This is a genomic window from Hymenobacter glacieicola (assembly GCF_014640315.1).
Classification (GTDB): domain Bacteria; phylum Bacteroidota; class Bacteroidia; order Cytophagales; family Hymenobacteraceae; genus Hymenobacter; species Hymenobacter glacieicola.
This window is the reverse complement of record NZ_BMGS01000006.1, coordinates 26,985-50,278: the sequence shown is the minus strand read 5'-3', so window position 1 is coordinate 50,278 and position 23,294 is coordinate 26,985. Positions and strand designations below refer to the sequence as shown.

Genomic DNA, 23,294 nt, shown 5'->3' with positions numbered 1-23,294 from the left:
AGCCGCGCACTATATAACAGCCCCGCCAGTGCCCAGCCGTTCGGCAGGCAGCTACTGGCGGGGCTATTGCGTATTTTGGGCCGATGAAACTTTCCCTGCTCCTCTTCTCGGCGGGCGCCTTCCTGACCAGCGCCGCGGCACTGCGCCCCGTTCCGCCCGTTCCGAAACCCGTGGTCAAGGCCCTGGGCCGCGTCCGGCCCGACGATATCAAGGCCCACATCCAGTACCTGGCCGACGACAAGCTCCGGGGCCGCAAGCCCGGCACGCCCGGCTACCAACTGGCCGTCGACTACGTGACGAGCCAGCTCAAAAGCTTCGGGGTGCAGCCCGCCGGTGAGGATGGCGGGTTTACGCAGCGCGTGCGCCTGCGCCGGGCCACCGCCCAGCCTACCCCCAGCATCCGCTACCAACCCGGGGGCGGCAGTCTGCCCCTGGCCACCACCGAAATTCACTTGTACCCGCACCCGGAGCAGGCCAGCGCCCAGCTAGCAGCTACCGGGCTGGCCTTTGCCGGCTACGGCATCTCAGCCCCCGACCAGGGCTACGATGACTACCAGGGCCTGGACGTGAAGGGCAAGGTAGTCGTGATTGTGCGCGGGGCCCCGCGCCGCTTTCCCAGCACCGTAGCCGCTGCCAGCCAGGACCAAACCCTGCTAGTGCAAACGGCGGCCCAACACGGCGCGGTGGGCGTATTGTTCGCCTCCCCGCGCCCGGCCCCCGCTTCGGGCGCCGCCAGCCGGCCCTTGTCGACCACTAGCGTGCTGGGCCCCGATGGTAAAGTGGCCGCCGCCCGGGGCTTTATCAGCGGCTCGGGCGTAAACATGACCGGTACGCTTTCGGCGGCAGGCCTGCAGGCGCTGCTGCTCAACGCGGCCACCGATACGGCCCGGGTGCTGGGCAGCCTGCGCCAGGGCCAGCCGGCGCCGGTAGCCCTGCGGGGCACCCTGGAAGCCAGCTGGCAGTCTACGTACCAGGATTTTGACAGCTACAACGTGGTCGGGAAAATTCCGGGCTCCGATGCTACCCTGCGCAACGAGTACGTCGTGCACTCGGCTCACCTCGACCACCTGGGCGTGGCGGCCCCCGTGCAGGGCGACTCCATCTACAACGGGGCCCACGACAACGCCTCGGGCGTGGCCTCGGTGCTGGAAATTGCCCGGCTCTATTCTCACTTGAAGCAGAAGCCCAAGCGCAGCATTTTGCTGGTGCTGCAAACCGGCGAGGAGCTGGGCCTGCTGGGCTCAGCCTACTTTGCCGCCCGGCCTACCGTGCCCAAAACCGCGCTGGTAGCCGATGTCAATACCGATATGCCCACCATTATTGCCCCGCTGCTGTCGGTGGTGCCGCTGGGCGCCCGGCACTCCTCGCTGGCCCAGCCGGTGGAGGAAGCGGCCCGCTACCTGGGGCTTACCGTGGAGGAAGACCCCGAGCCCGACCAGAACCGCTTTATTCGCTCTGACCAGTACAGCTTCGTGGCCCAGGGCATTCCGGCCCTGCACATCAAGTACGGCAACCGCACGCCCGACGGCAAGAACAACCTCAGCGAGCAGGTGCAGAAGTGGCGCGCCCTCACTTACCACAAGCCCCAGGACGACATCAACGGCACTTTCGATTTTGAGGCGGGCAAGAAGTACGTGCAGCTGAACTTCCTGATTGGCTACCTGGTGGCCCAGAATCCGCAGCGCCCCACCTGGAACCCCGGCGACTTCTTCGGGCAGCGGTTTGCCCAGCAACGGTAGGTACCGCTAGTAAACTATAGAACAGCACTACCAGAGGGTAAGCCAGCAGAGCTCCAGCTCCGCTGACTTACCCTCTTTTAATTATGAAATTCAATATATTTCCGAATATTAATGCTTTAAATCCAACACTTCTTGCTCTGACTGGCATTTTAGCACTTTCTAAGGACTTGCCTCGCCTCTCTGCTTACCTCCCACCTTCTGCATATGATTATCTACGGCTACCGAACTTCCCACCTGCGTACTGAACCCGTGGCTGGCTCCTGCCCCACCTGCGCTACCCCGGATAGCCTGCGCGTGAGTGTGCTGGGGCGCTATGCCCACGTGTACTGGGTACCCCTGTTTCCGCTGGGCAAAACGGGCGGCTCAGAGTGCGGGCACTGCCGGCAGGTTCTGCGCCCCACGGAAATGCCCCCCGCGCTACGCCAGGAATTTCAGACGGTAAAGCAGCGCGCCGGCGTGCCGCTATGGCACTTTGCGGGGGCAGCCCTGGCCGCGCTTGGGGTGTTGTGGGGCGTGGTAAGCAACAGCCTCAGCCAGGAGGCTAATCAGACATTCATAACTGCCCCCCACAAAGGCGACCTGTACTACATCCGCACCGAGAACGGGCATTACTCTCTGCTGAAAGTGCAGGAAGTAGCCGGCAACAGCGTAAAGCTGCTGGCCAACAACTACGAAATTGACACTGAAACCGGCGCCGAGGAATTGAACAAGCCGGAAAACTTCGCCCCGGAGCCCGTGGAGCTTACCCGCTACGACCTGAAGATAATGCTCAACAAGGACGAAATAGTGGAGATTGAGCGCCAGTAACATGGCCGGGCCATCAGCGGGTATCTTCCGCGGTAGCGCCACGCTACGGTGCCGCCCGTAGTTGAGGAAGAAGCTCCTATTGGGGTGTAGCTCGTCGGTGCGGCTGGGCCGCTTGCGGCGGGTAGTCGATTTCAGCAGGGCAAACGGCCGCGGCTTGCTGCTGGCTACCCTATAGCTCCTTGGGCAACCGGATGGCGTGGAGGTATTCGTGCAGGCCGGCCGGGTGCTGGAACAGATGAATGAAGAGAATTCGCTCCTCATCCCACTCGCACCATTCCTCGGCGTAAAAGTCGGCGGCGGCAAACAGGCGCAGGCGGAAGCTGTCCTGCCGCCGCTCGGCCAGCAGGTGGCCGTGGCGACGCAGGTGCTCCGCCTGGCGGAACATGTTTAGTTGTTTGAATTCGGCAAATTTCATGAGCAGCTCCAGTACCCAAAGATACCGCTGGACGGTGATTTGGTAATTAAGTGATGTAGTAACTTGCATCAGAGCTGGGCTTCACTCGCCACGATACAACCATCAGGATTTAAGGCCGCTAGCAGGTAACTCGATGTTCCTGCTGGCGAGCGTTCTGCGCCGGAAATAAAGCCGACGCAGCGGGCGCCCGGCCGTTGCCATACTAGTGTCCTGCTGCGCTTGCTGCTTGTGATTTTAAGGATGACAACACCGCGCTGCGCACCCAACCGAACTCATTAACTCACTGAATCACCATCTCACCGCCCTACTATTTCCCATCTTCGCGGGATGAAGACGATTCGCTTTCCGCATCCGCTGGTTTTGCTGGTGGGTTTTATTTTGCTGGCTTGCCTGCTGAGCTACCTGCTGCCCGCGGGCGTATTTGAGCGCCACACCGATGCCCTGACGGGCCGGGAGGTAGTTATTGCCGGCTCCTACCACCGGGTGCCGGCCTCCCCGGTTAGTCCCCTGCAGGCGCTGGTAGATATTCCGAAGGGCCTGGTAGACGCGGCTTCCGTGATTTTCCTGGTGTTCCTGGCCGGCGGGGCCTTCACCGTCGTCGACCTGACGGGCGCCCTGCGGCGGGGCGTCGATTGGCTGCTGCTGAAGTTTCAGGGGCGCGAGGCCGTGGTGATTCCCATTATTTCGGTGCTGTTTGCCACCATGGGAGCCCTGGAAAATATGCAGGAGGAAATTGTGCCCCTGGTGCCCGTGCTCTTGATTTTGATGCGCCGCATTGGCTACCCTACCGTTACGGCCGCCGCCGTCAGCATTGGCTCCGCGGCCGTGGGGGCGGCCTTCAGCCCCCTGAATCCGTTTCAGGTAGGCATTGCCCAGAAGCTGGCCCAACTGCCCCTGCTTTCCGGCGGCGGCTTCCGCCTGGCGTTTCTGCTGCTGGCCCTCGCCATCTGGATTGCGGGCACCGTGCGCTACGCCGTGCGCCACCGCCTACCGCCCGAAACCGCCGAAGCCACCGACCCGGGCGCCCTGGCCGCCGGGCGCAACCACGGCCTGGTGTTGCTGCTCCTGTTCAGCGGGTTTGCCTTTTTCGCCTACGGGGTGTTGCAGTTGGGCTGGGAGTTTGAGCAGATGGCGGCTTTGTTCTTTACGCTGGGGGTAGTGGCAGGCCTAGTGGGCGGCTTGGGCCTCACGGGTACGGCCGAGGGCTTCATTGCCGGCTTCCGCGACATTGCCTTTTCTGCCCTGCTCATCGGGTTTGCCCGGGCCATCTTCGTGGTGCTGGAGCAGGGCCAGATTGTGGATACCATCGTCAACGGCCTCTCGGCCCCGCTGGCCGGCCTGCCAGCCTGGACGGCGGCCCTGGGCATGATGGGCGTGCACACGGCCCTGCATTTGCCCGTACCCAGCGTCAGCGGGCAGGCCGTACTCACCATGCCCCTTCTGGTACCCCTCTCCGACCTTATCGGCCTCTCGCGTCAGGTTACGGTGCTGGCCTACCAATACGGCGCTGGTCTTTGCGAGCTGATAACGCCCACCAACGGGGCCCTCATGGCCATTGTGGCGGCCTGTGGCGTGCGGTTCGATGAGTGGTGGCGCTTTGCCTTTCCGCTTTATCTGGCGCTGGTGGTGCTGGCGGCCGTGGCTATTATAATCGGTATCGTGGTAGGCTTGTAACAGCTCTTGATGCCTTTAGTAAGGCCATCATCCTAGCGCTTAAAAGCTTTTTTTAAGCGTTTCTGAAATAAAAACCTGTTATCCTGAGCACTCCGCGTATCAAGCGCGCTGCTCAGGATGACAGGTTTTGCGCTTGCCCAGACGTACGCTCAGGACAACGGGCGCTAACGAAACTAAGCCTCTACCACCTCCAACCCAAGCGCAACTCTTGCTGGGCTCTGCGGATAGTAGACTACAAGGCCGTCAAGCCAAGCATGCTGCAATGCATAAGCCCTGACTGTTCAGGCAGCCTAGGCCAGGCGTAGCTCGTCGGCTTCGAAGATGCGCTTTACTTTGCGCTTCTTCTCCACAATCTGAAAGCGGGCCCGGTCGGTGGCTTCATCCCAGAATACATCGGAAATCAGGCCACGGTGGGCCGGCTGGCCGGGTTCGGGGTTGACTTGCTCTACCAGGTCGCCGAAGCTGAAGGGCGGCTTTCCGTACAGCTCCCGGAACAAGTCGCGGCTGACTTTAAACTGCTGCTCATCGTAGCGCAGCAAAATCCAGTCTTCGGTTTCATCAATCTTTTCAAAGACTTTGCCCAGGGGTTCCAGCCACTCAAAGGAGCGGCGGTTGGCCGGGTGCAAGTAACTCAGGCCGAACTCGGGAGTCCAGGAGTACAGGCCGTAAATAACAGGTTTCGGACGAGGCACGGATAAAAGAAGCAGAGTATTGGATGAAATGAGCGGACAGCGCCAGCTACAACATAGCCGTTTACCCTCCCGGTAAGTGCTGAGCAGCAACCCCGTGTCGGGCCGCCTACCTGCGGGTCAGCATCACCGGCAAGGCCGCATTTATACGGAGGCAATTTCCGCCTTTTCGGTATAACTACCAGCCTGGCCTGTTCGTTCAGCCCTGTGGAGAGGGTAGCAGCTTGGGCAGCTAGGCAGGGCAGCTTCCGCATTACGACGAAAAGCCACGGCGTCTTATGAAGAAAGAAGACATCCGCTTCGGCGACTGGAAGCGCATTCTGTTTGGCGACGCGCCCCTGGAATTTACCCTGGAAGTGTTGGTGCGCACCTTGCTTATCTACTTTATTTTCCTGCTGGTCATGCGCCTGATGGGCAAGCGCATGAACGCCCAGCTAACCATAACGGAGCTGGCCGTGATGGTGATGCTGGGTGCCATTGTGGCCGTGCCCATGCAGATTCCGAACCGGGGCCTGCTGCCGGCCGTGGTCCTGCTGCTGCTGGTGCTGTTTCTGCAGCGTGGCCTCAACGGGCTGGCCCTCAAACGGCGGCGGGTGGAGGTAGTGCTGCAAGGCGACGTGACCGTTCTGGCTAAAGACGGGGTGCTGCAAATTGAAAAGCTCCAGGAAGAACGGGTTTCGCACGAGCAACTCTTCGCCCAGCTGCGGGCCGAGAAGATTACCCATCTGGGGCAGGTAAAGCGGGTGTACATGGAGGCCGACGGCTCCTTCAGCATCTTCAGGCGCACCCCTGCCGTGCCCGGCCTCTCGGTGCTGCCCGAGCAAGACGACAGGCTCCGCCAGGAGCAGCCCCAGGCCCCCAATCAGAAAACGTGCAATTACTGCGGCTACCTGGCTACTCCCACCGACCACACCGGCGCCCGGTGCCGCAACTGCGGCCAGGAGCAGTGGGTAACGGCCGCAGAGTAAGCGCGCCCACCCGACTGCAAAGCTGACTCACAACTCCTTTCGGCCCACCGGCAGTAGCGGCTAGGCTACCTCACTCACGCCTTTACGTTGTGCTATGAAACCCGAGGATTTCCACTTATTTGACCCGTTGCGGTTCTTTCTGGGCGACGTGCCGTGGAGCTTTCTGCTGGAAACGCTGCTGCGGGGCATCTTCTTTTACGCCTTGCTGCTGCTGGCCATGCGGCTCATGGGCAAGCGCATGGGTGCCCAGCTCAGCCGCAACGAAATGGCCGCTCTGGTTTCGCTGGCCGCCGCCATCGGGGTACCCATCCAAGCTCCCGACCGGGGCCTGCTACCGCCCATGTGCATTACCCTGCTTATTGTGCGGGGCCAGCGCTACATTGCCGCCCGCACGCTACGCAGCAAGAAGTTCGAGGAAGTGTCGCAGGATGATATTGCTATTATGGTGGAAGACGGCTGCCTGAACCTGGACAAGATGCGGGAGGTAGTCCTGCCCCAGGAGCGGCTGTTCGCCCAGCTCCGCTCCTCCAGCATCGACCAGCTAGGGCAGGTGAAGCGCCTCTACATGGAAGCCAACGGCGACTTTACCTTGCTGCGCCAGGAGCCGCCCCACCCCGGCCTGACCCTAATTCCGGACTGGGATGAGGACTACATTCAGCAGCAGCAGAAAGCGCCCAACATCTTTGCCTGCCTGCGCTGTGGCCACCTGGAACGCCACCAACCAGCGGAGCCACACCACGCCTGTCCCCGGTGCCAGCAAAACCGCTGGACTACCGCCGTTACCTCAGGCTAACCTTTGCCCGCCGCGGCAGGCCCTGGCGCCGCTACCCTGGATGGGGCAGCCCTGTTCGCCCGAAAATGTAAGGTCGCAGCCACCGGGTAGTAAGCCGACTAGGCTGAAATCGACTTTGCTCCGAAAGATAAAATACAGATCCGTTGCTTTCAGTTTCAGGGGCTTAGCTGCCGTGCTACAACCTAACGGTTGTGCAAGCAGTATGAGCGGTTGTCGAGCTTCCCCGCTCCTTTCCATCGACAACCAATGCCTAAAACTGACCTTCTCCCCGCCCCCGTGCTGCAAGCCGGCATGGGCGCTCTTCCGCACGAACACGGTACCACCTTCCGTGTGTGGGCCCCGGCGGCTACGGCCGTAGCCCTGGTCGGCCCCTTTAACGAGTGGGACGCCACTACCCACCTGCTCAGCCCCGAAACCGAGGGCTACTGGGCCGCCGACTTTGCGGACCTCTCCCCCGGCACGGAATATAAATTCCACCTCACCACGCCCACCGGCGCGCTGACCCGCAACGACCCGTACGCCCGCGAGGTCACGCACTCGGCCGGCAACTCCGTGGTACCGGACCCCGATTTTGACTGGGAAAACGACGAGTTTCAGATGCCGGCCTGGAATGAGCTGGTTATCTATGAACTGCACATTGGCACCTTTCACGCCCCCGACCGTGCCCGGCCCGGCACTTTCCTGGATGCTATTGACAAGCTGGACCACTTGCAGGAGCTAGGCATTAATGCCGTGGAGGTGATGCCGGCCACTGAGTTTCCGGGCAGCTTGTCCTGGGGCTATAATCCGGCTCACCCCTTCGCCATTGAAACCGATTACGGCGGGGCCGTGGCCTTCAAGAAGTTTATCAAGCAGGCCCACCGCCGCGGCATTGCCGTTATTTTGGACGTCGTCTACAACCACTTTGGCCCCGGCGACCTGGATTTGTGGCAGTTTGATGGCTGGCATGAAAACGACGGGGGCGGCATTTATTTCTACAACGACTGGCGCGCCGAAACGCCCTGGGGCCACAACCGCCCCGACTACGGCCGCGACGCCGTGCGCCGCTACATCCGCGACAATGCCCTGATGTGGCTGGAGGAGTACCGGGTAGACGGGTTGCGCTGCGACGCCATTGCCCACATCCGCAACGTGGACGGCACCACCGACGCCTCCCGCGACCTGCCCGAGGGCTGGAGCCTGATGCGCTGGATTAATGAAGAAATCCGGGCCGTGATGCCCTGGAAGATTACCATTGCCGAGGACCTGCTGGGCAACGAGTACATCACGAGGGCGCCGGAAGAAAACGGCCAGGGTTTTTCGGCCCAGTGGGACGCGTGCTTCGTGTACCCCATCCGCGACGCGCTGACTACCCCCCACGACGCCGACCGGAACATGGAGGCTGTGGCCGAGGCTGTGAGCAAAACCTACAACGGCGACGCCTTTCAGCGCGTCATCTACACGGAGTCGCACGACGAGGTAGCCAACGGCAAGGCGCGCGTGACGGAGGAAATCATGCCGGGCAATGCCGCTTCCTGGTTTCCGAAAAAGCGCTCTACCCTGGGCGCGGCCCTGGTATTTACGGTCCCCGGCATTCCCATGATTTTTCAGGGGCAGAACATGCTGGCCGACGGCTCTTTCTCCGACGACCAGCCCCTGGACTGGAGCCGGGCCGAAACGCACGCCGGCCTGGTGCGCCTCTACCAGGACCTGATTCGGTTGCGGCGCAACCTGAGCGGAAACACCCGGGGCCTGCTGGGCCAGCGCGTGGATATATCCCACCTCAACAACGAAGATAAAATCCTGGCTTACATCCGCCGTGACCAGGGCGGCCCCGGCGACACGACCGTGGTGCTCTGCAACTTCGCCGACCGCGCCCACCCCGCTTACACCATTGGCTTGCCGCGCGCAGGCCGGTGGCGCGTGCGCTTCAACTCCGACTGGCAGGGCTACGACCAGGAGTTCGGCAACTTTGAGAGCGTCGATACTGAGGCGGAATATGGGGTGTATGATGACCAGCCTTTCCACGGCACCTTTGGGCTGGCGCCGTACTCAGTGCTGATTCTTTCCCAGGAGCCGGAGTAATACTTGCCGGCGGGCACTCTTGCGTAGAAGAGCGGTGATGTGCCGGTCGGCAGTAAAAAAACTGGCGGCTCCGGCAAATCACCGCTCTTTTTACGTGCGAAACCCTGCTAGAACCATATCTTGCCGCTACTCCCACCGAATTATCTTTCCCATGCAAGTTCCTGCTCCCGCCCCCGATCCTATTGCCCCGGACGCCCTACTCGTGGAAGTAGCCTGGGAGGTTTGCAACCAGGTGGGGGGCATTTATACGGTTATCCGCAGCAAAGTACCCGCCACCGTGCAGGCCTGGGACGACCGGTACTGCCTGCTCGGGCCTTATTTTGCCAACCAGGCCCAGGGTGAGTTTGAGCCCTACGATGACCAGCAGATGGCCGCCCTCAACGACCCGTTTGCCGGCGCCGTGCGCCAGATGCGCAAGCGCGGCTACGACATCTGCCTGGGCATTTGGCTGGTAACGGGCCGCCCCCGGGTAGTGCTGATTAACCCCTACCAGGCCTACCCCCGGCTGGGTCAGATTAAATCGGACCTCTGGCACCACCACACGATTCCAACGCCCGATACCGACGATTTGCTGCACCAGGTAGTGGCCTTCGGCGACCTGGCCAAGATTTTTCTGGAAGTGCTGGCCACCGAAGTTGTGCCGCCCCAGCGGCTGGTAGCGCACTTCCACGAGTGGATGACGGGAGTAGCCATTCCGGCCCTGCGCCGCGACCAAGTGCCCGTGCATCTGGTGTTTACTACCCATGCTACGCTGCTGGGCCGCTACCTGGCCATGAACGACCCCAACTTCTACGACCACCTGATGCAGGTAGAGTGGCAGGCGGAGGCGCGGCACTTCAACATTGAGCCCGCCGTAACCATGGAGCGGGCCGCCGCCCACGGCGCCCACGTCTTTACCACGGTAAGCGAACTGACGGTGCGGGAGTGCATTTACCTGCTCGACCGGATTCCGGACGCGGTGCTACCCAACGGGCTGAACATTGAGCGGTTTGTGGCCCTGCACGAGTTCCAGAACCTGCACCAGCAGTACAAATCGAAGATTCACGAGTTCGTGATGGCGCACTTCTTCCAGAGCTACTCTTTTGATCTGGACAAGACCCTGTACCTGTTCACGAGCGGCCGCTACGAGTACCACAACAAAGGCTTCGACCTGACCCTGGAGGCCCTGGCCCGCCTGAACTACCGCCTGCAGCAGAGCGGATTGGAAGGCAATGTGGTCATGTTTTTCATTACCAAGCGTCCCTTCCACAGCATCAATCCGCAGGTGCTACAGAGCCGGGCTATTCTGGATGAGGTGCAGGAAACCTGCGAGGCCATTGAGCGCCAGGTGGGCGAGCGGCTGTTTTACGCCGCCGCGGCCGGCACCGACCACCGCCTGCCCGACCTCGACGCCCTGGTCGACGACTACTGGAAGCTGCGCTACCGGCGCACCCTGCAAAGCTGGAAAACCACCAACCTCCCCCCCGTCATCACCCACAACCTGGTCGATGATGCCACCGACGACATCCTCAACTTCGTGCGGCGCGCTAACCTCGTGAACAACCAGCACGACCGGGTGAAAATCGTGTATCATCCTGATTTTGTGTCGCCTACCTCACCCTTGTTTGGAATGGAGTACGGGCAGTTTGTGCGGGGCTGCCACTTGGGCATCTTCCCCAGCTACTACGAGCCCTGGGGCTACACCCCGCTGGAGTGCGTGGCCCGCGGCGTACCAGCCATTACCAGTGACCTCTCCGGCTTCGGCGACTACGTGATGGAAACCGTGCCCGACCACGAAGCCAAGGGCATTTACGTGGTGAAGCGTCAGGAAAAGAGCTTTGAAGAATCGGCGGCGGAGCTGACGGAAATGCTCTGGCAATTTGTGCAGCTCAACCGTCGGGAGCGAATTATGCAGCGCAACAACGTGGAAAGCTCCGCCGAGCTCTACGACTGGAAAAACCTGCGCGTGCACTACGACCGGGCCTACCAGCTGGCCCTGGAGCGGCAGTAGCCGGCCCGCATTCCGACCTCAGCAGGCAGCCAGCTTCCCGTATTGGTGGTAGCTGGCTGCTTGTTTACTGGCCCCTGGCCGCCGGTATAGGCCAGTTGTTGATCACGGTATAAAACACGCGTTTTTGCTTCCGCCTAATCTGACGCCTACCCCTGCCGTATCTAGTAGTTGCCTGGCCGGGGTAGCGGCGGTGCTGATTGCCGGCACCGCCTTGGCTAATGAGTTTTGGCTGGAGCCGGCGCAGTTTTTTGTACTGCCGGGCGCAACGGTGCACGTGCGGCGCTTGACCGGCCCTGATTTTCGGGGGCAAGCCTGGGCCGGCCGCAGCAACCGGGTAACCCAGCTGCTGCACTATGCCCCCGGCGCCGAGGCTGCCAATTTGCTACCCCCGGCCACACCCCCCGATACGCTGGCTACCACCCTTACCCTGAGGCAGTCTGGTACGCACTTGGTTGCCTTGGTTACCAACAACGCTTTTACCACGCTTCCCGCCGCGCAGTTCACCGCCTACCTGCAAACCGAAGGCCTCGACTATGCCCTGGCTCAGCGCCAGCTACGGGGCCAAACCGGGCAGCCCGGCCGCGAGGCCTACCGGCGCTGCGCCAAAACCCTGATTCAGGTGGGGCCCGCCGCTGCCCCCGATACGGCCCGCACGTGGGCGCGCGTGGTGGGCCAGCCTCTGGAGCTGATACCTGAGCAAAACCCGCCCGCCTTGGCCAGTGGCGCCGGGCTTACGGTGCGCGTACTGGCCGAGGGCCGGCCAGTGGCGGGGCAGATGCTACGGCTCTGGTACCGGGGCCCTACCTCCTTACCCAGGGTAATAAGTACGCTTCGCAGTAACCAAAACGGCCGGGTGCTGTTTCGTTTATCGGGGGCAGGTGAGTACCTTGTCGGCGCTGTGCGCATGGTGCCCGCGCCCGCCACCCAATCCGCTGACTGGCAGAGTACCTGGAGTACCCTGACGTTCGGAGTGAGCAAACAAAAGAGGCCATAGTGCAGCTCTACTGCACTTTTTAAGTCCTTCACCGTTGGCTCACGCCCAAATAGTTTTTTTGTTACCTTCGCAACTCCCATAACCACCGAACGACCTGCGGTATGAAGTACTCAATAGATAAAAAGGAGACCTACACGATTATCACGATTGACGAGAAAAAGCTCGACACTACCGTTGCGCCTGATCTGAAATCGGAATTCGTGAAGCTGAATGCCGAGGGCATCAACAACCTGATTCTGGACCTAAGCAACGTAAAGTACACTGACTCTTCAGGGCTTAGCTCCATTCTGATTGCCAACCGCCTCTGCAACTCTACCGGTGGTTTACTTGTGTTAACGGGTTTGCAGGACCACGTGATGAAGCTTATTACGATTTCCAAGCTGGAGTCGGTATTGCATATCCTGCCCACGGTGGAGGAAGGCATCGACCGGATTTTCCTGCACGCTATTGAGCGGGACCTGACTAGCAAAGAATAGTTTTTTTGTAGGTTGTTAGCTGTTGACTATTGGCTGTTAGTTTTACACTGACGGCTACTGGTCAACAGCTTTTTCTTTTTCGGCCGCCGTTGTGTTTGTCTTCTCACCAATCAAGCTGACTGCCCCCAGCGGCTAGCCCCTAGCGGATTTTGGAGTTCGAGCTGAAAATTCTGGGTAGTGCCTCGGCTACGCCGTTCCTGGACCGCCACCACACGGCGCAGGTCCTGACGGTGGGTAATGGCCAGTACCTTATTGACTGTGGCGAAGGCACCCAGCACCGCCTGATGGAACACAAAATCCGCCATCAGCGCATTCACACCATTTTCATCAGCCACCTCCACGGCGACCATTTCTTCGGGCTTTTCGGGTTGCTGGGTACCATGCACCTGAATGGGCGCACGGAGCCGCTACGCCTGTTTGGCCCGCCCGGCCTGGATGAGGTGCTGACCGCGCAGTTCCGGCACTCCTACACCCACCTGAGCTTCGAGTTGGAGTTCACCCCCGTTGATACCACCCAGCACCAGGTCATCTTCGAGGACAAGAACGTGACGGTGCATACGCTGCCCATGCGCCACCGTATTCCGTGCTGCGGCTACCTGTTCCGGGAAAAGCCCAAGCGCCGCCGCTTGCTACCCGAGTTGCTGCCGCCCGGCCTTACCCCCGCCCAGCTCCATGCCCTAACCCTGGGCGAGGACGTGCATGATGAACAGGGCCAGCTGCTGGTGCCCAACGGGCACGTAACCATTGCGCCCAAGCGGGCCCGCAGCTACGCCTTCTGCTCCGATACACTGTACACCGAGAGCCTGGCCGACCTGGTACGGGACGTGGACTTGCTCTATCACGAAGCTACCTTCCTGGATGAGTTGCGGGACCGGGCGCTGGTAACCCACCATTCCACGGCCCGCCAGGCCGGGTTGCTGGCCCGCCGCGCCGAGGTGCACCGCCTGCTCATCGGCCACTTTTCCAGCCGCTACCGCGACCTGGAGCCCCTGCTGGCCGAAGCCAAAACCATGTTTGAGTGGACGGAGTTGGCCGTGGAAGGCCTATCGGTGAGCATAACTGAGTAAGCGGGGCACCGGATAAGCTGGCTTCATTTCCTGACCCGTAGTGAGCTTTGTTAGCCGCTACCGCACCTCTCCCCTCGTTCTATGGCCTCCTCCTTTACGCAGAAAAAGCAGCAGCTTTACTTAGTGCTCAGCGGCATTTTCATTGTGAATGCCCTGCTGGCCGAAATTATTGGCGTGAAAATCTTCTCGGTGGATGCGCTGCTGGGCCTGCCCGGCAACCTGACGGCCGGCGTTATCATCTGGCCCGTGGTGTTTATCACTACTGATATTATCAACGAGTACTTCGGGCGCGAAGGAGTACTGCGCGTGAGCTTCCTCACGGTAGGGCTGATCCTGTACGCCTTCCTCGTGATTCTGGCCACTACCAAGCTGCCCCCGGCCCAGTTCTGGCTCGATGTCAATAGCCAGGATGCCCAGGGGCGGCCCTTCAACATTGAGTTTGCCTACCAGAGCATTTTCCGGCAGGGGTTGGGCATTATCATTGGCTCCATCACGGCCTTTATTATTGGGCAGGTGCTGGATGCTTCGGTGTTCCAGTGGTTTCGTCGGGTAGCGGGCGGACGTTACGTGTGGCTGCGCGCTACGGGCTCCACGCTCATTTCCCAGCTCGTCGATTCCTTCGTGGTCTTGTTCGTGGCCTTCTACGTGTTCGGCAACTGGACCTTTGACCAGGTACTGAGCGTGGCTAACACCAACTACTGGTATAAATTTGCGGCGGCCATTCTGCTCACGCCTCTTCTATACCTGGCCCACTACCTCATCGACCAATATTTGGGCCAGGACGAAACGCTGGAGCTGCAGCAGGAAGCCGCCGCTGATGTGAGTGTGTAGCTGAGCCGGCTTTTGTGATTACAGACTTATTCTCCATGCGTTTTCAGTACTTTCTGTTTGCTGCCCTACTTATTTCTACTTCAACAAGTGCACAAGCGCAATTCGACTTTGAACCAGGCTCCTACATTTTGGAGAATAATGCTCACGTCCGGCACGTCGGCTTCCTCAAAGTAGGTAACAAAAACCTGCGGGTAAAAGCAGAAGCTGGCAGAATACTGGCCTATCCGTGGGCGGAGGTTCGCTCTTACCGTATCGGCAACTCCCGGTATGTGAAAGCCAGCGGGTTTACCATTAAAACGACGCTTGCAGAGCGAATAGCCGACCACGAGTTTGTGCAACTGCTGGACAGCGGGGCTGTATCGTTAATGCGGTACGAGTATGAGTTTAATGGTGGTACGCCCGGCTTTGGTGGGGCTCCAGGCCTGGGACCGTCCAGACGTCCCTCCATCTATCTGTTGCAACGCGCCGGAGAGACAGGAACGAGTGACATTCCGTACAACATGCTAGACGGAGCAGGCAAAAAATTTCGGGAGGCGGTATCGTCTTTTGTCGGTAGCCGACCGGATCTGGTAAAAGTAGTAGAGGCTAAGAAAGTCACCATCTACAATCTGGAGACGTTTATTCACGCCTTCAACAACCACGAGCCTTTCCTGAATTACCCCATGGAAAAGGCCCACAACATCAAATAAATCGGTAACCGCACCTATTATGTCCCGCATCCTTACCGGCATCCAGAGCACGGGCCGCCCGCACCTGGGCAACCTGCTCGGCGCCATCCTTCCGGCCATTGAGCTTTCCAAAAACGCTGCCAATGAGTCGCTGTACTTTATTGCCGACCTGCACTCACTCACCACGGTGCGGGACGCCGAGCTGCTGCGCCAGAACACCTACGCCGTAGCCGCCGCCTGGCTGGCCTGTGGCTTCGACACGGAGAAAAACCTGTTCTACCGCCAGTCCGACGTGCCGCAGGTAACGGAGCTGACCTGGTATCTGTCGTGCTTCACGCCCTACCCCATGCTGGCCAACGCCCACTCCTTCAAGGACAAAAGCGACCGGCTCTCGAACGTGAATGCAGGCCTGTTTACCTACCCCGTGCTCATGGCCGCCGATATTCTGCTTTACGACGCGGAGGTAGTGCCCGTGGGCAAAGACCAGATTCAGCACCTGGAAATCACGCGCGACATTGCCGCGGCGTTCAACACCCGCTACGGCGAAACCTTTGTGCTGCCCCAGGCCCGCGTGGATGCCGAGCTGATGACAATTCCCGGCTTGGATGGGCAGAAGATGAGCAAGAGCTACGGCAACATCATCGACATTTTCGCCGACGACAAAAGCCTGCTCAAAACCATCCGCAGCATCGTTTCGGACAGCACCCCGCTCGAAGAGCCTAAGAACCCCGACACGGATACGACCTTCAAACTGTATTCTCTGCTGGCCACGGCCGAGGAAACCGCCGACCTGCGCCAGCGCTACGAGGCCGGTGGCTACGGCTACGGCCACGCCAAAGCGGCCCTCTACGAGTTGATTGTGCAGCGTTTCGCCGCCGAGCGGGAGCAGTTCAACTTCTATAGCAACAACTTGCCCGAGGTAGACCGCAAGCTGGCCGAAGGCGCCCAAAAAGCCCAGGCCTACGGCTCGGAAGTGCTCAACAAAGTCCGCGAACGGGTAGGCTATTCCCGGCGGTAATTCGGTGACACAATGGGTGGTTAATGCCAGCCGAAGGCTTCTTTCCACTCTCAACAAGACCAGTTTACGAAACAAACAAGCCCTTACTTCCAGTGCGAAGTAAGGGCTTGTAACGTCTTGGCGGGTAGCACGTTGATTAGGGCACAAGGCGTCGCGCCGTCATCTGCCATGATTCCTCACCGAATCACTCAGTCACTACCTCACTGAGTTAGTAGCTGATGTGCTTTTGCTCATTGGAGAAGCTGAAGCCTACTTTGCTGCCGCGGCTGACCTGTTGGTTTTCCAGCTTCTGTTTCACGCTGATTTTCTGAATATCGTCGAGTGGGGGCGCAATCAGGTCGTTGTTGACGGCGGCAATCATGGCGCTTTCCACGAAGAGCTTTAGCGCGTCTTCCGTAACCAGGTTATCCGACATGTCGTTGTCGGGCAGTTCTAGCTGCTGCACGCCTTCCAGGAAGTAGTGCTGGTCGATGTTAATGAGCAGGCGGCCAACCAGGTAGCCGGGGTCATTCATGCGCTGGTACTTGATGCTGTCGGCCATGAAGTTATAGGCCATGATGTGCCCGAAAAACCGGCGGCGGAAATCATCCTGCACGTATTGGGTGGCCATCGGGCCGTAGTCTTCGGGGAAGGTCACGATGTTGGAGTGCAGCACAAACACGAGCAGGTCGCCGGAGAAGCGGATGTGAAACTCCATGTCGTTGACGGGCCGGTACTCAATAATGACCGTGGAGTCGACGGGGGTAATTTTGCGGCTCAGTTCCACCACCAGCTCCTGGGACACCTTGCGCAGCAAATCAAAGGTAGCCAAGGTGTTGCGGTAGATAGCCTGCTTGGCCGACGACTTTTGCTTCAGGCCATCAAAGATCTGGTCGAGGCGGTCGGCGGGCGTTGGTGCGGGCTCACCGGGCGCGTTGGGGGCGTTGCCATCGGTGTTGGGCGCGCCGCTAGAAGCAGCCGTGGGGGCACCGGGCGTACCGTCGTCGGTTTGGGGTGGCGTAGCGAAAATGGGCGTAGTATGGGGCGTTTCTTCCATGAAAAAGCAAGTCAAAAAGGGCTAAACCAGACACGCCCGTAATGAAAAGGCTGCGCGCTGTACGCCACCAGGTCAGGTTCTATCTACGCAAAACCAACTCGCTATAGTTCTGGTAACGCCCTGGTTCCTCCTTGCGGGCAGTGCTGGTTTCGGCTTACACTCTCCCAATACGCTTGCATTTTGGCGTATTTCGGTGCCTGAGAATTTTTCTCAGCCCAAGGCGCTACGCATCGTACTGTTCTGTTTCCGAAGCCGCGTTGTTTAGCGCCGGCGGCGGGGGTAGGCGCTCGGCCACGGGCCAGGTGTTGCTGCGGAAAGCTACCGTGCGCAGGCCGGCGTGCGCAAACGCCGGGGTTGGGGGCAGCAGCATGGGCTGGGCGGCGGTTTGCGCCAGGGCCTCCCCCACCGTCCGAACGGCTCCGGCCGGCACTACTCGCTTCTCCAACTCGGCCAGTAGTTCCGCGCCGGGTACTTCTGCCAGGCGCTGGCGCAGCAACTTTTCCAACTCCGCCCGGTGCGCTACCCGCGCCGCATTGGTTTGAAATCTAGCTTCTTGGGCCCATTCCGGATGGGAAAGCACGGCGCACAGGTGCTGAAACTGCTGGTCGGTGCCCACGGCCAGTAGCAGGCGCACTCCGTCGGCGGCCTGGTACACGGTACCGTAGGGCACGATGCTGGGGTGGCCGGAGCCCAGCGGCGCGGGGTCGTGGCCCGTGACCAGGGCCGCCGTGGCTTGGTTGGCCAAAGAAGCCAGGGCACTATCCCAGAGGGAAACTTGTACCAGCGCGCCCTGGCCCGTTCGCTGCCGCTGGTAGAGGGCCGTGAGCAGGCCTTCCTTGAGCTGGTGGGCCGTGAGCAAATCCACCAGGGCGACGGGCATTTTCTGGGGCTCCTGACCCGGGCCGGCGGCGTTCAGGTGCATAAACCCGGTTTCAGCCTGCAGCACCGCATCGTAGCCGGCGCGGCGGGCCGTGGGGCCGTAGCCCGTGATGTGGCCGTAGAGCAGGCGCGGGTTCAGCGTTGAAAGGGTGTGGTAGTCTACGCCCAGCTTCTCGGCGTCGCCGGGCTTGTAGCTGGCCAGCACGATGTCAGTGGTGGCAGCCAAACGGTGCACTTCGGCGCGGCCGGCGGGGGTAGTCAGGTCCAGCACCCGGCTTTGCTTGCCCCAGTTGGCGCAGGAAAAGTACGCCGATACGGGGGTGGCCGCCGTCTCGAAGGGCGTGCGCCAGGTGCGGGTGACGTCGCCGGCCGGGGCTTCAACCTTGAGCACCTCGGCTCCCAGCTCGGCCAGGAATTGCCCTACCTGCGGCCCGGCCAGCACCGAGGCCAGCTCCAGCACCCGCAGGCCGCTGAGGGGCAGCGCTGCTAGTGACGTTTCTGGCGGCGGGGCGGGGCCTTCTATCTTTTTTGCATCGGCTACGTTCTGCTTCCGCATAGCCTCTACGTCAGGCCCCACCCGGCTTACACTGCGCCCATCTTTATCCGTCAGCTCGACTTTATAGACTCCGCTAGCAACCTCCGTGATGCTTGTTTGCCAACCAGTTAGTACCTGGGCACTTTCTTGCTTTGTCATAGCGGCAAATTACGCCCCAATGTCCTGTTCAGTCAGATAGTCAACCAGCGGCATTGACTATTCTTTGCGACCCAGCCGCGCAAATACCGGAAACTCCACCAGCCGCTCGCCCGGGCCCCAGCGCTGGGTTAGCTCCGGGGCAATGCGCAGGACCGGGTCCTGGCCGTGCTGCTGCTCGTACTTCACCACGCTCGACCAAGTGCGCAGGTAGTTCAGAAACCATTCGGCCGTCCAGGCGCGCTGCACCGCGAACCGGGCGTGCTGCACGTGGGCAAACGGAAACGGCAGCCGGGCGTACTCATCGTCGATGTGCCAGCGGTTGGCATCCCAGTACGGGCGCATGGTGTGGGCGTAAAACTCCCGGACGAGCGGGTCCAGCTCGGGGCTGATGCCTACCAGCCCGTAGCCCCACTCGGCCACTACCCCGCCGGGTCGCAGCACCCGGACCACTTCCTCGTTGAACGCGGCCATGTCAAACCAATGCACGGCCTGGGCCACCGTTACCAGGTCAAAGCTAGCGGCCGGAAACGGCGGGTGCTCGGCCGGGGCCTGCTGGTAGCGGATGTTGGGCCGGGCCGGGGCCTGAGCCAGTTGGGCGGCGCTGAGGTCAGTGGCCTCCACCTGCTTAAAGTGCTCGGCCAGTACCACCGCTACCTGCCCGTTGCCGGTGGCACAGTCCCAGGCTTGCTCCCGGCCGGGCACCTGGGGCAGCAACCACTGGTAGAGGGCCGGCGGGTAGTCGATGCGGTAACGGGCGTACAGGTCGGCCTGGGTTGAGAAACGGTCGAGCATGGGGTGGTTTTTAGGGGCAGGGTTTTGGTTTGTGGCAAGTGGGCTCTAGTATTGTTGCTGCACGGCAAGCCGGCGCCGCTGGCCGGCTGTGCACGGCTCGGCGCTTCCGCCCGGCTACTTCCCGCGCAATATGACCAACTCTATCCAAACCGGCCTGCTTGCTTTCGGCATGTCGGGCCGCATTTTCCACGCCCCGTTTGTGCACACTCACCCCGGCTTTGCCTTGCGGAGCGTGGTGGAACGCACCCGCCAGCAGGCAGCCCAGGTGTACCCGGGCGTGCAGAGCCACCAGAGCGTGGCCGCGCTGCTAGCCGATCCGGCCCTGGAGCTAGTCATCATCAACACCCCCAACAACACCCACGCGGAGCTGGCCCGGCAGGCCCTGCTGGCCGGCAAGCACGTGCTCATCGAAAAGCCGGTGGCCACTACCCCCGTTGAGTTGGATGAACTGCTGCAACTGGCCCAGGAGCGTGGCCTGCACCTGCTGGCCTACCAGAACCGCCGCTGGGACTCGGACTTTCAACTGGTGCGAGAGGTAGTAGAAAGCGGACAGCTGGGCCAGCTCACAGAGGTTCATTTTCGCTTTGACCGTTACAAGGCGGCCCTGAACCCCAAGGTGTTCAAGGAGGACCCCGCTACCCCTGGCAGCGGCCTGAGTTACGACCTCGGCCCCCACGTGCTCGACCAGGCCCTGAGCTTATTTGGCTGGCCGGAGCGCGTGCACAAAACCCTGGCCAGCCACCGTCCCGATTCCCGGGTCGACGACTACTTCCACTTCCACCTGGCCTACCCCGGCGAACTGAACGTGTTTGTGACGGGTAGCCTGCTGACGGCCGCCCCGGTGCCGGCCTACGTGCTGCACGGCACCCGCGGCTCCTTCCACAAGCAGCGCGCCGACGTGCAGGAAACCCAGCTCGACCGGGGCCTGCTGCCCACGGCTGCGGATTACGGGCAGGAGCCTGCCGGCGCGGAGGGCCAGCTCACCCTCGTGCAAGACACGGTAGCTACGGTCTCCAGCTTGGCCGCGCCGCGGGGCAACTACAGCGGCTTGTTTGATGCCGTGTACCAGACGATTCGGGAAGGTCAGCCGTTTCCGGTGCGGGCGGAGGAGCTGCGCTGGCAGCTGGAAATGCTGGCCGGTCCGGTAGCCTAGCCGGGCCAGACCAACGGCCGCGGCCTAAGCCCGACCGCAGGGCACGAATTCCTCCTATCTTTGTTAGCATTACACAAGCGGTTTGCTGACCGGACAACAAGGTCAGCCATTTCATCATCCTAATTCGCTGAACCTTGAAGTTTCACGATTTTAACCTCCACGACGACCTGTTGGCCGGCGTGGACGCCATGAATTACCAGAATGCCACGCCCATACAGGAGCAGGCTATTCCCAAAATCCTGGAGGGCAAAGACCTGATTGCCTGCGCCCAAACCGGTACCGGCAAAACGGCCGCCTACCTGCTACCCCTGCTCGATAAAATTTCGCACGCCAAGCACGGCACTACCTCTACCCTAGTGCTGGTACCTACCCGCGAGCTGGCTACCCAGATCGACGAGCAGGTAACCGGCTTCGGCTACTTCGTAGAGGCCAGCTCCATTGCCATTTACGGCGGGGGCAAAAGCGAGGGCTGGGAGCAGCAGAAGCGCGCCCTCACCTCCGGCGCCGACATTATCATTGCCACGCCCGGCCGCCTCATTGCCCACATGCAAATGGGCTACGTCAAGTTCGAGGACCTGAAGTACCTGGTGCTCGATGAGGCCGATAAGATGATGGACATGGGTTTCTCCGATGACATCCTCAACATTGTGCGGCAGTTGCCCAAGGAGCGCCAGACCCTGCTGTTCTCGGCCACCATGCCCAACAAAATCCGGGAGTTTTCGCAGCAGATTCTAAACCAGCCCGAGGAAATCCGCCTGGCCGTATCGAAGCCCGCCGCCGGCATCGACCAGCAGTTCTACCTGGCTTTCGACCGCCAGAAGATTTATTTGTTGGAGCACATTATCAAAACCCAGGATGTGCAGAGCATGGTGCTGTTTACCTCGCAGAAAGCAGCCGTAGGCGGCATTGTGCGGGCTATCAACAAGCTCGGCATTGAGGCCCGCGGCATCTCCTCCGACCGCACCCAGGAGGAGCGCGAAGAAATCATGCGCGCCTTCAAAAACAAGCAGTTCCCCATCCTGGTAGCGACCGACGTGCTCAGCCGCGGCATCGATATTGACTCTTTGAGCCACGTGGTGAACTATGACATTCCGCGCGCTGCCGAGGACTACGTGCACCGGATTGGTCGTACCGCAAGAGCTGCTACTAAAGGCACGGCTATCACCTTCATTTCGGACCAGGACCAGGACCGCGTGGTGAAGATTGAGAAGCTGATTGAGCGCGAAATCGAGAAGAAGAATATCACTGAGGAGCTGGGCTTGGGCGAAGCGCCCGAGTTCGACCCCAAGCGTTTCAGCGGCCTGCGCGGCAAAGTCGGCGGCCGCCCGGAGCGCGGTGGCCGCAGCGGTGGCCGCAGCGGTGGCTCCGGTGGTGGCCGTGACCGGGGCCCGCGCCCAGAAGGCGACCGAGGCCCGCGGGGCGAAGGCGGCCGTAGCGGCCGGGGCCCCCGCCCCGACCGGGACGGCAAGCCGGATGCGCAGCAGCAGGAGCGGATTGCCAAAGCCCAGGCCGCCTTGGCTGCTCTCGATGCCGGCCAGGCACCTGCCCAGCCCTACCAGCGCCCACCCCGGGAAGACCGCCCGGAAGGCGGCGAGAGCCGCCCCCGCCGGGAGCGTACTCCACGGCCCGAGGGTGAATCGAAAGACGGTGCCAGCCGGGCCCGGGAGCCGAGAGTCCCGCGGGCACCCCGTCCCGAAGGAGAAGCAGGCACCGAGCCGCGCGCTGAAGGCGAGAAATCGGAAGGCCAGCGCCGCCGCAAGCGGGGCGGCCGTAACCGTAGTGGCCGCGGGCCCCGGCCGGAGGGTGGCGCTACCGAAGCAACTGCCGCCGTACCAGTGTCGCCTAGCGCCGAGTAAGGTTGAGAATGAATAGGAAAGCCCCCGTTGCACTTGCAGCGGGGGCTTTCGCGTTGCTGGCACTAGAGAAAAGCACGGTGTAAAGCTACCACCAACGCCCTACCCCTCCAGCAACTGCAGGTACTTAGCGGGTACCTCCTCCGTTAACCACACGCCATTGTCGGCCTGATAAAATGCGTAGCCATCAGCGTGCATGCGGCCAGCCTCTATTGCAAACACTACCGGTTGGCCGTGGCGGCTGCCTACCTGCCGGGCAGTGGCTACATCGGCGCTCAGGTGTACGTGCTGACGGCTCATTTTCTGGAGTCCCTGCTGCTGAATAGAAGCCTGAAACCGGGTGGCTGTGCCGTGGTACAGTACGTCGGGCGGCGGTACGGGCGCGTAGCCCAAGGCTACCTCCACCGAATGCCCCTGGCTGGCCCGGATGCGCTGCTGGTCCTCGGAGAACCGGAAGCGTTGCTTGGCGTTGGTTTCCACGATATACTGCAGGTTTTCGCGGGTGAGCGGTACCTGGTGTGCCTTGGCCTGAGCCAGCAACATATCAACTTCAACCCAGCCCTGCGCGTCCAGCATCAGGCCGAGGTAGCCCGGGTTGTGGCGCAGCACCAAGCTGAGTAGCTTGCTGAGGCGGGTGGTTTCTTTCTCGGAGAGCATAAGGATGCTTTTCTAAGATTCACCAGCAATAAGAGGA

At 61.2% G+C, this 23,294-nt stretch carries 21 protein-coding genes; 15 read left to right on the top strand and 6 right to left on the bottom strand.

The genetic code is table 11. The features are described from left to right. Positions 1 to 83 precede the first annotated feature (83 nt). Positions 84 to 1,739, top strand: a complete 1,656-nt coding sequence (locus IEW18_RS12230; RefSeq protein ID WP_188558143.1) for a M28 family peptidase — start codon at positions 84 to 86, stop codon at positions 1,737 to 1,739. Positions 1,740 to 1,943: 204 nt separating this feature from the next. After that, complete coding sequence (locus tag IEW18_RS12225) at positions 1,944 to 2,546, top strand: hypothetical protein (protein ID WP_188558142.1); 603 nt, start codon at positions 1,944 to 1,946, stop codon at positions 2,544 to 2,546. Positions 2,547 to 2,715: 169 nt separating this feature from the next. On the opposite strand, the gene IEW18_RS12220 is transcribed toward IEW18_RS12225, so the two are convergent. Further along, on the bottom strand, positions 2,716 to 2,961 hold the full coding sequence (locus tag IEW18_RS12220; protein ID WP_188558141.1) for a hypothetical protein: 246 nt from the start codon (positions 2,959 to 2,961) through the stop codon (positions 2,716 to 2,718). A gap of 327 nt (positions 2,962 to 3,288) precedes the next feature. On the opposite strand from IEW18_RS12220, the gene IEW18_RS12215 reads away from it, so the two are divergent. Beyond that, complete coding sequence (locus IEW18_RS12215) at positions 3,289 to 4,635, top strand: YfcC family protein (RefSeq protein WP_188558140.1); 1,347 nt, start codon at positions 3,289 to 3,291, stop codon at positions 4,633 to 4,635. 290 nt (positions 4,636 to 4,925) lie between these two features. Here IEW18_RS12215 and IEW18_RS12210 read toward each other — a convergent pair whose 3' ends face one another. Further along, positions 4,926 to 5,327, bottom strand: a complete 402-nt coding sequence (locus IEW18_RS12210; RefSeq protein ID WP_188558139.1) for a DUF6960 family protein — start codon at positions 5,325 to 5,327, stop codon at positions 4,926 to 4,928. 275 nt (positions 5,328 to 5,602) lie between these two features. On the opposite strand from IEW18_RS12210, the gene IEW18_RS12205 reads away from it, so the two are divergent. The 10 genes from IEW18_RS12205 to trpS all read left to right on the top strand — a co-directional run bounded on the left by IEW18_RS12205 (position 5,603) and on the right by trpS (position 16,193). After that, on the top strand, positions 5,603 to 6,292 hold the full coding sequence (locus IEW18_RS12205; RefSeq protein WP_188558138.1) for a DUF421 domain-containing protein: 690 nt from the start codon (positions 5,603 to 5,605) through the stop codon (positions 6,290 to 6,292). Positions 6,293 to 6,386: 94 nt separating this feature from the next. Beyond that, positions 6,387 to 7,085 carry a YetF domain-containing protein gene (locus tag IEW18_RS12200; protein ID WP_188558137.1) on the top strand — a complete coding sequence of 233 codons (699 nt, stop codon included), beginning with the start codon at positions 6,387 to 6,389 and terminating at the stop codon, positions 7,083 to 7,085. Positions 7,086 to 7,331: 246 nt separating this feature from the next. Continuing rightward, entirely contained in the window at positions 7,332 to 9,149 is a 1,818-nt protein-coding gene (locus IEW18_RS12195; RefSeq protein ID WP_229728723.1) for an alpha-amylase family glycosyl hydrolase, read from the top strand. 151 nt (positions 9,150 to 9,300) lie between these two features. Continuing rightward, positions 9,301 to 11,139 carry a glycosyltransferase gene (locus tag IEW18_RS12190; protein ID WP_188558136.1) on the top strand — a complete coding sequence of 613 codons (1,839 nt, stop codon included), beginning with the start codon at positions 9,301 to 9,303 and terminating at the stop codon, positions 11,137 to 11,139. Positions 11,140 to 11,263: 124 nt separating this feature from the next. Then, a complete protein-coding gene (locus IEW18_RS12185) occupies positions 11,264 to 12,133 on the top strand; it encodes a DUF4198 domain-containing protein (protein WP_188558135.1) in 870 nt (289 codons plus the stop codon). A gap of 101 nt (positions 12,134 to 12,234) precedes the next feature. Next, positions 12,235 to 12,609 (top strand): STAS domain-containing protein, encoded by a 375-nt coding sequence (locus tag IEW18_RS12180; RefSeq protein ID WP_044002696.1) that lies wholly within the window; start codon positions 12,235 to 12,237, stop codon positions 12,607 to 12,609. Between the two features lie 149 nt (positions 12,610 to 12,758). Beyond that, positions 12,759 to 13,676 (top strand): ribonuclease Z, encoded by a 918-nt coding sequence (locus tag IEW18_RS12175; RefSeq protein WP_188558134.1) that lies wholly within the window; start codon positions 12,759 to 12,761, stop codon positions 13,674 to 13,676. 81 nt (positions 13,677 to 13,757) lie between these two features. Further along, positions 13,758 to 14,507: a queuosine precursor transporter gene (locus tag IEW18_RS12170; protein WP_188558133.1), complete on the top strand. Its 750-nt coding sequence runs from the start codon at positions 13,758 to 13,760 to the stop codon at positions 14,505 to 14,507. Positions 14,508 to 14,542: 35 nt separating this feature from the next. Then, the gene (locus tag IEW18_RS12165; protein ID WP_188558132.1) at positions 14,543 to 15,196 is read left to right on the top strand and encodes a hypothetical protein; all 654 of its coding nucleotides are present in this window, start codon (positions 14,543 to 14,545) and stop codon (positions 15,194 to 15,196) included. Positions 15,197 to 15,215: 19 nt separating this feature from the next. Beyond that, positions 15,216 to 16,193, top strand: a complete 978-nt coding sequence (gene trpS, locus IEW18_RS12160; protein ID WP_188558131.1) for a tryptophan--tRNA ligase — start codon at positions 15,216 to 15,218, stop codon at positions 16,191 to 16,193. Between the two features lie 208 nt (positions 16,194 to 16,401). On the opposite strand, the gene IEW18_RS12155 is transcribed toward trpS, so the two are convergent. The 3 genes from IEW18_RS12155 to IEW18_RS12145 all read right to left on the bottom strand — a co-directional run bounded on the left by IEW18_RS12155 (position 16,402) and on the right by IEW18_RS12145 (position 19,594). Next, positions 16,402 to 17,229 (bottom strand): hypothetical protein, encoded by an 828-nt coding sequence (locus tag IEW18_RS12155; RefSeq protein WP_229728722.1) that lies wholly within the window; start codon positions 17,227 to 17,229, stop codon positions 16,402 to 16,404. A gap of 223 nt (positions 17,230 to 17,452) precedes the next feature. Beyond that, positions 17,453 to 18,802 (bottom strand): CaiB/BaiF CoA transferase family protein, encoded by a 1,350-nt coding sequence (locus IEW18_RS12150; protein WP_229728721.1) that lies wholly within the window; start codon positions 18,800 to 18,802, stop codon positions 17,453 to 17,455. Positions 18,803 to 18,859: 57 nt separating this feature from the next. Beyond that, complete coding sequence (locus IEW18_RS12145) at positions 18,860 to 19,594, bottom strand: class I SAM-dependent methyltransferase (protein WP_188558130.1); 735 nt, start codon at positions 19,592 to 19,594, stop codon at positions 18,860 to 18,862. Positions 19,595 to 19,724: 130 nt separating this feature from the next. Between IEW18_RS12145 and IEW18_RS12140 the strand changes: the two genes are divergently transcribed. Beyond that, positions 19,725 to 20,747: a Gfo/Idh/MocA family protein gene (locus tag IEW18_RS12140; RefSeq protein ID WP_188558129.1), complete on the top strand. Its 1,023-nt coding sequence runs from the start codon at positions 19,725 to 19,727 to the stop codon at positions 20,745 to 20,747. Positions 20,748 to 20,935: 188 nt separating this feature from the next. After that, positions 20,936 to 22,603 carry a DEAD/DEAH box helicase gene (locus tag IEW18_RS12135; protein ID WP_188558380.1) on the top strand — a complete coding sequence of 556 codons (1,668 nt, stop codon included), beginning with the start codon at positions 20,936 to 20,938 and terminating at the stop codon, positions 22,601 to 22,603. A gap of 99 nt (positions 22,604 to 22,702) precedes the next feature. Here IEW18_RS12135 and IEW18_RS12130 read toward each other — a convergent pair whose 3' ends face one another. Then, positions 22,703 to 23,257 carry an RNA 2'-phosphotransferase gene (locus IEW18_RS12130; protein ID WP_188558128.1) on the bottom strand — a complete coding sequence of 185 codons (555 nt, stop codon included), beginning with the start codon at positions 23,255 to 23,257 and terminating at the stop codon, positions 22,703 to 22,705. Positions 23,258 to 23,294 lie beyond the last annotated feature (37 nt).